10 protein-coding genes are annotated in these 10774 nt (G+C 46.4%); all 10 read right to left on the bottom strand.

The features are described from left to right. Positions 1-284: 284 nt before the first annotated feature. Positions 285-2036: a rhodanese-like domain-containing protein gene (locus AC3DOM_RS10965; protein WP_487919089.1), complete on the bottom strand. Its 1752-nt coding sequence runs from the start codon at positions 2034-2036 to the stop codon at positions 285-287. A gap of 53 nt (positions 2037-2089) precedes the next feature. Continuing rightward, a complete protein-coding gene (locus tag AC3DOM_RS10960) occupies positions 2090-3226 on the bottom strand; it encodes a hypothetical protein (RefSeq protein WP_487919088.1) in 1137 nt (378 codons plus the stop codon). Between the two features lie 9 nt (positions 3227-3235). Then, on the bottom strand, positions 3236-3502 hold the full coding sequence (locus tag AC3DOM_RS10955; RefSeq protein WP_487919087.1) for a hypothetical protein: 267 nt from the start codon (positions 3500-3502) through the stop codon (positions 3236-3238). Positions 3503-3762: 260 nt separating this feature from the next. Beyond that, positions 3763-5019 carry an NrfD/PsrC family molybdoenzyme membrane anchor subunit gene (nrfD, locus tag AC3DOM_RS10950; RefSeq protein WP_487919086.1) on the bottom strand — a complete coding sequence of 419 codons (1257 nt, stop codon included), beginning with the start codon at positions 5017-5019 and terminating at the stop codon, positions 3763-3765. Beyond that, positions 5016-5798, bottom strand: coding sequence for a sulfate reduction electron transfer complex DsrMKJOP subunit DsrO (gene dsrO, locus AC3DOM_RS10945; RefSeq protein ID WP_487919085.1), 783 nt, complete (start codon positions 5796-5798; stop codon positions 5016-5018). The genes nrfD and dsrO overlap by 4 nt, the downstream gene beginning before the upstream one ends. Beyond that, positions 5788-6735 (bottom strand): cytochrome c3 family protein, encoded by a 948-nt coding sequence (locus AC3DOM_RS10940; protein ID WP_487919084.1) that lies wholly within the window; start codon positions 6733-6735, stop codon positions 5788-5790. Before AC3DOM_RS10940 ends, dsrO begins: the two co-directional genes overlap by 11 nt. A gap of 11 nt (positions 6736-6746) precedes the next feature. Next, entirely contained in the window at positions 6747-7103 is a 357-nt protein-coding gene (locus AC3DOM_RS10935; RefSeq protein WP_487919083.1) for a hypothetical protein, read from the bottom strand. 474 nt (positions 7104-7577) lie between these two features. Further along, positions 7578-8228 (bottom strand): response regulator, encoded by a 651-nt coding sequence (locus AC3DOM_RS10930; protein WP_487919082.1) that lies wholly within the window; start codon positions 8226-8228, stop codon positions 7578-7580. Next, on the bottom strand, positions 8225-9685 hold the full coding sequence (locus AC3DOM_RS10925; RefSeq protein ID WP_487919081.1) for a sensor histidine kinase: 1461 nt from the start codon (positions 9683-9685) through the stop codon (positions 8225-8227). Before AC3DOM_RS10925 ends, AC3DOM_RS10930 begins: the two co-directional genes overlap by 4 nt. A gap of 20 nt (positions 9686-9705) precedes the next feature. Further along, complete coding sequence (locus tag AC3DOM_RS10920; RefSeq protein ID WP_487919080.1) at positions 9706-10644, bottom strand: LysR substrate-binding domain-containing protein; 939 nt, start codon at positions 10642-10644, stop codon at positions 9706-9708. Positions 10645-10774 lie beyond the last annotated feature (130 nt).

Here is a 10774-nt window from a genome sequence, read left to right as displayed (position 1 = left end):
AGCAAAACTACGCTGATCCCCGCAAGGATGCCTAAATATTTCTTCTTAGTTTCATTTTTGCCAAAAAAGTAGGCCAAAAGCCCAAATAATAAAGCAACCCCCCAAAGTATTGAGTAGTGATTGATTAATGACATAAATCTCTCCTAGAATATTTTCGTTTATTTTAGCAGAGAAATTTTTCTTATCTCTTTGAATATAAGGAATGAAATCCTCATTCTGAGGCAAAAAAATCCCCTGAAGATATATCTTCAGGGGATTTAAAGGAGGAGCCGAATAACTAATAATTATTCAGCAGCAACGTACTCGGCAACGGGCAATCCAGCTTCAGCCCAGCCACCGAAACCGCCTTTTAGGCTGGTTACGTTGGAATAACCTTTTGAGAGGAGGATGGTCATTGCCATTGTGGAGCGGTGTCCACTGCCACAGTAAATGACGATCTCGGCATTTTTGTCAGCAGGCCACATGGCAGCGTCGGCCACGAAGCTTTCCATCGGGATGGCCAGCAATTCCTGGCCCTCGACTGCGATGACGCCTTTTTCTGTCAATTCGCCAGGAGTGCGGACATCGATCAGGATCAGATCAGGATTTTCAACCAGGGCAATGCTCAGATCTTCAGCTGTTTTGACGCCCCAACCGGTATCCTTAGCAACATTAACAGCTGTGTCAACCGGGGCGGTCAAGCCCTCGCCTACCTCAACGACATCCAGAATCATGTTTTCGGGTAGGCCCTCGACAACCGGGTTGCCAGCATCTTTCCACTCAGCAAAAGTAACTTTGAGGGCGCGGACGTCCGTCCAGCCCATACCATGCAGCGCGGTCATGGCGATGGTTGCGCGCCAACCACCAGCACAATAAGTTACGATGGGAGTATCAAAGCTGGGCAGCAGGTCAAGATTCTGAGCCAGTTCATTCAACGGAATGTGGGTTGCACCTTCAATATGTCCACTTTCTTCCAGTTCAGCAGCGCTGCGAACATCCAGCAGGAAGGGGGGCGCATCTTCGGCCAACTCGACCAGCAGTCCATCTGCTTTGACAGTGTTATAGCCCGTCATGTTGGCGAGCATTGTGCTGTAGTTATCACCTAGGCCAATCGTAGGGAGGCCGGCTTCTTTCCAACCGACAAATCCACCTTTTAGACTGCGCACATTTGTATAACCATAGTTCATCAGAATGGTCATGGCTACAGTAGATCGATGTCCTGCTTTACAGTAGGTCACGATGGGGGCATCCAAGTCTGCAGGCCATTGATCTTGCAAGTTGATGAAGTCATCCAGCGTTACCCAAACCACATTCGGCGCATCAATTATGCTTTCGTCAAATTCAGCATCTTTGCGTACGTCAATGACAATCAAGTCTGGGTTTTCAATGATTTCTGTGGCTAAAACATCTGCGGTGATTACCCCCCAGCCTTCTGGAATAGTGGCCAACATTTCATCCATAGCGGCAACCATGGCAGCGTCCGGTTGTGCAGCATTCAATATCGTCGCGTCCGGTGCAGCGCCTTCAACAGTCGCGTAACCTTGTTCAACCCAGCCACCATAGCTCGGTGGATGGAAAGTCACTACGTCTGTCCACCCCATGCCATAAAGGGCCGTCATAGCAATCGCCGCACGCCACCCGCTGCCACAATACACTACAATGGGGGTATCGAAACTGGGCAGAAGCTCGAGATTCTGGGCGAGTTCACGCAGAGGAATATTTACTGCGCTTTCAATGTGACCTTTCTCTTCCAGTTCAGAGACTTCGCGGACATCCAAAAGGAAGGGCGGGGTATCGCTACCAAGCATTTCATTGAGGAGGGCCATATCTTTGAGCGCATAGTAGCCTTTCGCAGCTATATCTGTAATCATCGGTTTATAGGCCGCATCCAGATCAGGCGCTACTTCCATTGGCTCTTCTTCTACGGTTTCTTCAACAACTGCTTCTTCAACAACAGGGGCTTCTTCTGCCACTGGAGCTGGGGAGCAGGCACCAAGGACTAATCCCAGTACCATCAGGCTACTAAGTAGCAAATATAAAACGCGGTTCATTTTCATTACTTTTTTCTCCTTCTGAGAAATTTGATAGTCTTGCTTTTTTTATAACTCCTCTACTTTAGAGGAGGGACTTCATCGATAATCACGCCTTGATTGGCTTGCAATTCTTCTGGAGATACTTTATCTGCTGTCAGGAATATTTCTTCATTACCATGGCATGCGTCACAGGATTCATTCTGTGGGGTATTGCGCTGGATATTATGGGGTGTTGTATATTCCCAGGTTGGTTTGGCATCAAAGTTTGACAACAGGTTCTCACCGTAGAAGGCATAGCTTTCTGTGTCAACAGGGATATGACGCACGGGCACATACTCGTAAGGACGGTGGTAATTTGGATCCGAATTCTGGCCAATGAGGAAGTTAAGATATGATCCCTCTGTGCTGAAGAATGGATTGCCTGTTTCTTCGCTAACTGCTACATGACAGCCATCACAGCTTGTATAAGAGATCGAATGACATACCTGGCAGGACAGTTTCTCCTGGTGTAAAAGATGTTGAGGATTTGCATCGCCGGATGCACCTACAGTTTCATGACATGACTCACATGATGGGATCTGTGCCCCTGAATAGCGATCGAGATTATTCAATAATTCAGCTTCTTCGGGAGTTGTATGGCATTCTGTGCAAGTACCTGTTGAATCGTGCATCTCCATGCCTGTATGGCAGTCAACACAGTTCATCCGCCCTTGTCGGAAATGGACGTCACCTGGCAGATCTTCGTGTTTTCCCAAATACTCAGAGCCAATACGACTCCCGTGACAGGCCGTGCAATTTCGGGTCATGGAGGGTGTTTTCTTGACATTATGGCCATCAATCAACCCGCCCCCAACTGAATTTGGTTGGCTGACATGACAATCTCCACATGTTGTGTGGCAGGATGAACAATGGTTGCCAAACATACTTTCCAATGCTTGATGATCTTCTGGCGCAGAACGAGCGTCTATTGCTGTCCAATAGCCATTCAGATTTGAATGCAAACTATTTTCAAAGGTTTCTGTCTCTGTTGAATGACACATCTGGCAGCCCTGATTTGGGGCAGCGCTGGGATCAGAGATCATATTGATGTGTGCTTCATCCTTATTCGGGGACTGTGCTCCCTCATGGCAAGTGGTACAGAGTACTTCCCCATGGACTGTACTGGTAAACTCATCTTCGACGAGGACTTTCTCCCAAGGCTCCAACGGAGCCACTTCGCCACCTCAGCCAGCCCCTTCATTCTCAGAGATGACCTCAAGGATCGGTTTTGCATTATCGATGAGACGTTCCTTGTCAGTATGGCAATCCAGACAATTATTTTGGATATCAGGTTCGATTAGAAGAGCGGCAGTTGGCACAGGTGTATTTTCAACCAAAGGTTCTGGTGTCGGAAGTTCTACAGAGGGCGTAGCCCCACCAGCACAACTTGTCATTCCTAGAACGAATAAAACCAGAGAAATTTGAAATAGTGGGTTATTCTTAAAATGCATAAAGTTTTTCCTTTTATGTGATTTCCAATCTTTGTTATTATTTTCACTAATAGTATTATGGTCAATCCCTTACGACAAGTGATGAAAATAACAATCGTTATACTTCTCGCTTATGATGATTGATAAGCAAAGGTTATTTACAAATTTTTGTGTTCCTTCCCCTATATCCTGCAATTTCCCCCTAGTAGTATTTATTTCATTTTGTATAGAAAAAGCCGCTCATTTGAGCGGCTTTTTGATCATTATTTATGGAAGTATTGCTAAATTCTTACTGGCTGAGTCGCCTTTATATCGACAGTACCATGTTCTTCTTCGACAAAAAAGTGATCCACCACGCGTAAGTAGCGTACACCCAGGGAAAATACCAGTAATCCAAAGGCGATTACACCCAAGCCAACCAACCACTCGATTAGCGATGGGGCATAGGATGCGTAAGTAACTGTCGGTTGCCCAGGTAAATACGACAGCACAACCAATGCGCCGGCAAGATTGATATTCCAGCGATAGGCTACCAGGCCTCCAACAACCATCAGCAGTGCTGACATACGCCAGAAGCGATTTTCCCTGGTTTTGCTGTTGAGCAGCAGGATCATCGGGAGGAGGATTCCTATCAGGATCTCACCGAACCAAAAGTTGAAGGCCAGTGGACCCTTGGTGAGCAGTTGCAAACCCTCAGTCCGACCGGGTTCGTAAGTGTAGGTCATGGAGAGCGTATCCCAGAAGCGCCAGTAGAAATATGCGACCAGTGCCCAGCCCACGAAGAGAGACAGTTTTTCAATCAATTCGTCCCTGACCTTGGCCTTATTTGTAAGTTGGGATGCAAGCATCGAAGCAAAAAGAGTCATGGAGATCCCACCCACGATAGCCGAGAGCATGAATAGTACCGACATCTCAGGCTTGTACCAAAAGGGGCGAGCCTTCAGCACACCATAGGCTGCACCCAGAGATGATTGGTGCAAACTTGAGAGAACGAGACCAGCAATGGCCAAATAGGGTGCATAGTGATGGACTCGTGACATCCTGGCTGTCAGATTGGGGAAGCGGGTGCGCAGCCAATCCATATTTGCAATGATCGGCATGGATTCCAGTAGCAGCACGGTGAAATAAAGAGCGACACACATGGTCACTTCCCAGAGCAGGGAATGCGTATTCCAATACAGAAAAGCCTGGTAGAACTTGAATGGACGGCCGATATCCATGAATAGGCAGAGCATAGCCATGCTGTAGCCGATCAGGCCAACAAAGGTGGCGGTACGGGCGACCGGTTCATATCGTTTTAGACCGATCAGATATACGGCTGCGCACAGAGAGAAGGCCCCAGCCGCAAGTGCAATCGAGGAAAGATCTATTGTGATCCACAAACCCCAGGGTACGAGATCGGTCAGATTGGTTACAGATAAACCCTTCCACAAAACGATCACGCCACCAATAACACCAGCGATCAGGAAGATGCTCAGGAATGCCAGCCAACCCAACCAGGGAGTAGGCTGTAAGCGGGCACGTAGGTTTTTAATCATGCTTCTGCCTCCTTGAAATCTTCTGGGGTAGCCAGCACATAATACACGCGCGGGGCGGTTCCCAACTCATCACGCAAGCGGACTGTATGCTGCGAATGAATAATCTTGCTGACTTCAGATTCAGGATCGTTCAGATCTCCAAATATGCGTGCACCTGTAGGGCAGGTCACTGTACAAGCGGGGGTGGCATCCGGATCAACGCCAGGGGTTAGACCATGTTCCAGCCCACGATCAATACGTTGATAGCAGAAGGAACATTTTTCAGGAACTCCGCGTGGTCGTCGATCAACTTCCGGTTGACCCCATTCGGGGACTGCTGGATTATCGCCTTCGAATTTCTCCCAGTTGAACGAGCGCGCCTGATATGGGCAGGCTACTTCACAATAGCGACAGCCAATGCACTTGTCATAATCCATCATGACGATCCCGTCGGGGCGATAGTAGGAGGCTCCCACCATGCAAACTTCTACGCAAGGGGCATTTTCACAGTGCATACAGGGGCGAGCCAGGAATACTTGATGACCTTCAACTTCTCCGGCAGGGAGGACTTCGTTCCAGGAAATATCCGGGGGGACATCATTGTGGGCACGACAAGATAGCGTACATTGTCCACAGCCGGTGCATTTTGATTGGTCAATGACCATTGCCCACTGGTGCTCTCCTGCTTCTACACCCCCGGATGCATGTGCATCCGGGCGCATGAGCTGAAGACCAGCGAGACCAACAACCCCTGCTCCAGCGATTTTCAGAAAATCGCGACGTTTAATTTTAGTGCTCATTCTGATTGCTCCCTTTATCCTTTATTGCCTTATATTTTTCCTCAAGCCAAGGGGCCAAGACTGTGCCTGCTGCGATGCCAATCAGGCTAGCCAAGCCAGCAAAACCAAGAGGGCTAACAGGTGAAGGTTTAGATGCCACTGAATCTGCATTGAGCATTTCTTCAAGATCTTCATCACTGACATTAGTCTCTGTTGATTGATGCATTTCATCTTCATGACAGTTGATACAGGCACTCAAAGTTGCTTGAAAACTGTGATCAGGAACGGTGTGTGCGGGGAGATCTTTATTCATCGTCAGATGACAATCGACGCATGAAGCATTGTTGTGAACATGATTAAAATGGGAGATGTTCGGATTGTTTTGGATATATTCTTTATGACAATTCAGGCAAAGTGATGATGCGTCATCATAGGTATCATCTCCGCTCGCCGAGGCGAGAGACTTCACATTTGCCATATGGGGATCATGGCAATTAATGCAAGTTATATCGCGCTGAAAATGTGAGCTGACTTCCCATTCTTCCCAGCCAAAACGGACGTCGCTATGGCAGTTGCCGCATAAAATAGGTGAACGTTCTATGGGGGCAGGGTTTTTTGGATGGTCTTCCGGGATTGGACTATGACAGGCTTCGCACGAAACCCCATCCTTTTCCCAGGTACCAGTCTCAGGATCGAAGCCAGTTGTATGACATGATAGGCAAGCGCCAGGATTACCTTGAGCATCCCATGCTTCATTGAAAATGGGATCGATCGTAGCTTGTCCGTGAGGGCCACTTTGCCAGCTTTCCATAAAAGCAGAATGGCACCCTTCACAGGGTAGCTCACTCTGCGGAGAAATGGATTGTGGGGACGATGCCTCTGCTGCAACGAGGGTTACTCCTGCAAATAATAATGCGATCATCAGGGCTATGATCAAGCGTTCTGGATGTGAGAACATATCTATCTCCTTCAAGTTGATAATCTATATATTCCAGCAGGTACTGGAGCTTGGGTGAATTGCTTACAGGACAGGCATCTTTCCTGCAAGCGGCCATTTTTGGCGTTGCGGAAAACTTGCCAGCAAGGTTGAGATTGGGTGGGAACCGGGCATTTTTCCATTTGCTCAGGAGAACACCCATTGACCTCATAGCAACGCGGACCTTCGAAGGCGGATGCAGGAAGTAAAGTAAGTTCTTTAGCTTCTGCCTGCCAACGAGCGTCCAATTGTCTTAAGAAGTAAACGATCCCAATCGTCAGTATTATGGGGATAAGAAACCGTATCCCAATAGTGGTCAGAATGATGGCAAGCGCTTCAAGCCATTCCATAGCTCTCTCCTCAGAATAACTGTTGGTGTTTGTGGTGCTGATGATTTACTTTTTCTCCGATGAGCATGAGTAGAGTAAAAGGAATTACAATTCGTACCAGAAATAGGATGAAAATATTTAGCAGGGCATTCATGATTTACTCCTTTTGCAGTAATATTGCATTCTTTATTTGTGAATTCTTTCACCCTTATCTTATGTGATACAGCCATGGGAAGTAAATCCGGTATTCCCCCGATTTATTTAATGAAGAACTCCCCATAAAGAATATAAATACTATGGGTAATTCCTGATACAAATTGGATTTTTATGGGGTTGATACCCCATGAATTGTTGAGGAACTGGCTAAACATCAAATTAGCCAACAAACTTCCTGATGAGTTTGGTCATTAATAGGATGGTAATCCCACACTTGATACCCCAAAAAAAAGAAGACGGCTGCATATGCGGCCGTCTTCTTTTATCAATTAAGTGTTATTAGGGTTTTATAATTCCCTTGCGAATGGCATAGCGGACCAACTCAGTACGAGAATGTAAATTAAGTTTGCGCATAATATTTTCGCGATGACGAGCAACTGTTTTCGGGCTGATATTTAGAGCAACGGCGATTTGATCATTGGATGCGCCTTCTGCAAGCCAGGTCAGCACCTCTTGTTCACGCTCAGTTATGCCATCTAAGCTGTCATTCTGCTCTGGAGAGCGATCAAGGCTTAGGTAGTCTTTGACTAATAATTTCGCCATCGAAGGGAAGAGATAAACCTCACCAGCAGCGGCCTCGCGGATTGCTGTTAGTAGTTCTTCGGGGGCAGCACGTTTTGGTACGTATCCCGATGCGCCAGCATCCAGCATTTTGAAAAAATATTCTTCATCTTCGTGGATAGTGAGTGCTACAATAGCAATCTTGTCAGAGGAGCGTTTTATTTCTCTAGTGGCTTCAATTCCAGACATGTCTGGCAGACCAATATCCATCAGGATCACATCTGGCTGCAGTTTCCTGGCAGAATCAATTGCCTCTTTGGCTGTACTCACCTCACCAATGATTTCAATATCTTTAGATCCTTCGAGTAACATCCGAAGGCCAGTGCGGACCACCATATGATCGTCAACTAAAAGAAGGCGAATTGTCATTTTTTGTCATTCCTGTGTATAGCACAATAGGGGATAATGGCCTCAATTTTTGTTCCTTGATCGGGATTTGAATGTACAAGAAATTGGCCACCTAATAAGGTTGTTCGTTCCTGCATGCCGAGTAATCCCCAGGTAGTTTTATCTTTTGAACGATTTGATTCAAAACCATGACCATCATCCTTCACAATAATTTGCATCTCATTGGGATTGAAAACCAGTTGAACTGTGGTTCGAGATGCATCTGCATGTTTAATTACATTCGTGATCGCTTCCTGGAAAATGCGAAACATGACGGTCATATATTCCGGGCAAATTTCTTTCTCTTCGCCAATTGTTTCAAATTCAAGGTAGGAAGTGGTTCGCTCCTGTGCCTGACCAACATACCAGCGCATTGTAGCCGGTAACCCCAAGTCATCAAGATGGGAAGGACGTAGGTCCGAAATCACGCGTTGTAACTCATTTAATGAATTTGCGACCATTTTTTCCAATTCCATCAAGGTCTTTATGTTGCGACTTTGTTTGATGGATGATGACAGCCCGCGTAGTCCCAATCCGATGGCTGACAGAGATTGACCTGTTTCATCATGGAGGTCACGGGCAATTCTCTGCCGTTCTGCTTCCTGTGCTTCTATTACGCGGCGATAAAGATCCCCTTTTAAAATTTCACGTTGTTGTGAAGCGCGCAGACGTTCTGCCTGAAGTTCAGCCATCTTTTGGCTTGCTTCCACTTGAAAAGAGCGTAAAAATCGGACGATGAAAACAGCCGCACCCAAAGCCGTTAACGCACGCAACAGTTGCACAGGAAAACCTACTACTTCCAAGAATAGATCTTGATTTACAACAGTTGATGGTGGTAACAGGCTTTGTTTGACAAATACTTGCCCAACTAAACCATACCAGCCAAACGCTACCGCAGCCCAAAGAGCATCCCGGCCAAATTTAAGCATGCCGGCTTTGCGGAATATCCGTTGCTGTATTATTAATCCAGATAGTGCCAGAAGGGATGATGGAATAGCCAGGGTATAGCGTGTCCACACATCAGCGATGGTCCACATTTCTTCTGGAGGATACAGGCCTTTCAGCGTAATAATTCCAAATGCCCAGATCGCCTCAAGGCCTAGTGGTATGAGCAATATGTATCGCTGTGCCTTTACTGAAGGCGCCAAAAGGTAACTGCCAAAGGCAGCCAATGAAACGAAGGATATTCCTAATATGGCTATTCGCCCTATGGAAATATAAGGGGGCTCCGGAATGCCTAGTGACCGGTCAATAAATTGGAACATCTCCAGCCATTCATGTGTTCCATGGACCAGACCAAATCCAGCAAGAGGGCGTAAAGCTTTTCTCAGGCGAGGATCTGCTGCTTGACCGCCCTCAATGGCAACAAGTAAGCCCATACTGAAAAAGGCCAAGCCATAGAAGAAAAATACCGGAATGATGTAAGGTAAGCTGGTCATTTTTTATAACTTGTAGAATGTTAAATGGTGACAGAAGTGCCAATTAAATTGTCTAAGACTGTCTCGCCGTTCATGTTTTGTTTCTCTTTAACAAAGTCCCAGAACAAACTTTGTGCTCGGGTAAAGGGGGTGGGAATATGGCGGGCCATAAATAAGGTGCGTTGTAAATCCAATCCTTCCAGTTCCACTTTTTTGATATAACCAAGCGATAGTGGGCGCGCAGCCGCTAATTCAGATATGAAAGCAATTCCAATCCCTTCTTCAACTGCGATCTCAATTGCTTCGGCATTGCCTACTTCCATGACTACGTTCAGCATATCCTGTGTGATCCCATGAGATTGTAAACCCTCTTGCATGACCTCACGCGTACCAGCTGTTTTTTCTCGCAAGATCAATGGTTGGTCAATTAAGTCAGATGGTAGGGCTTTTCCGTATTCTCCCCACGGGTGGTCGGGGGGGACGATCAAGATAACGCGGTCTTCGTAGAAGGGTTGGTATTCGAGTTGGCTGTGCTCAATGCGCTTGCTTAGCACACCCATACAGAATTTTTCCTCCAGGAGACCGTTAACTACACTGCGACGCCCAAGAACATTAATATTTGCGCAAACTTTGGGATATAAATTTCGAAAAGACGCAACCATATTGGGTAGGAGATACTTTCCGGAGGTTGTTGAACAGCCGATATCAATTAGTCCACAGATTTCACCATGAATATTATGCAATGCATCCTCAAGGAGGCGAGATGTATTAAATAGCTCGCGCGCCATGGGTAAGATGGCCTGTCCAGCCTCGCTCAAGGAAACTGAGCGTCCCCGTCGAATAAATAACTCAACATTATAGGACCGTTCAAGTGAGCGAATATTCTGGCTGACAGCAGATTGAGAAAGGTGTAGGCGTTGAGCAGCACGACTAAAGTTCATTTCTTCCGCTGCCGTAATAAAGACTTTTAATTCTGTCATATTGAGCATGTTATGCCACTCTCCTGTTTAGCCTAAAATTCTAAGTAAGCACTTGGCTAATAAGACCTGATGTTTATTATAAGGTAACGTAAATAATATGATGCATAAACCCTAATAAGTCACCATGATA

The sequence above is a fragment of the Candidatus Desulfolinea nitratireducens genome (assembly GCF_982879505.1).
This window is presented reverse-complemented; position numbering and strand designations above follow the sequence as displayed.

Excerpts from the sequence above, each read along its gene's own strand:
- AC3DOM_RS10965 (WP_487919089.1), bottom strand. The coding sequence starts at position 2,036 with ATGAAAATGAACCGCGTTTTATATTTGCTACTTAGTAGCCTGATGGTA.
- AC3DOM_RS10925 (WP_487919081.1), bottom strand. The coding sequence starts at position 9,685 with ATGACCAGCTTACCTTACATCATTCCGGTATTTTTCTTCTATGGCTTG.
- AC3DOM_RS10920 (WP_487919080.1), bottom strand. The coding sequence starts at position 10,644 with ATGACAGAATTAAAAGTCTTTATTACGGCAGCGGAAGAAATGAACTTT.
- nrfD (WP_487919086.1), bottom strand. The coding sequence starts at position 5,019 with ATGATTAAAAACCTACGTGCCCGCTTACAGCCTACTCCCTGGTTGGGT.
- AC3DOM_RS10940 (WP_487919084.1), bottom strand. The coding sequence starts at position 6,735 with ATGTTCTCACATCCAGAACGCTTGATCATAGCCCTGATGATCGCATTA.
- AC3DOM_RS10930 (WP_487919082.1), bottom strand. The coding sequence starts at position 8,228 with ATGACAATTCGCCTTCTTTTAGTTGACGATCATATGGTGGTCCGCACT.
- AC3DOM_RS10955 (WP_487919087.1), bottom strand. The coding sequence starts at position 3,502 with ATGCATTTTAAGAATAACCCACTATTTCAAATTTCTCTGGTTTTATTC.
- AC3DOM_RS10935 (WP_487919083.1), bottom strand. The coding sequence starts at position 7,103 with ATGGAATGGCTTGAAGCGCTTGCCATCATTCTGACCACTATTGGGATA.
- dsrO (WP_487919085.1), bottom strand. The coding sequence starts at position 5,798 with ATGAGCACTAAAATTAAACGTCGCGATTTTCTGAAAATCGCTGGAGCA.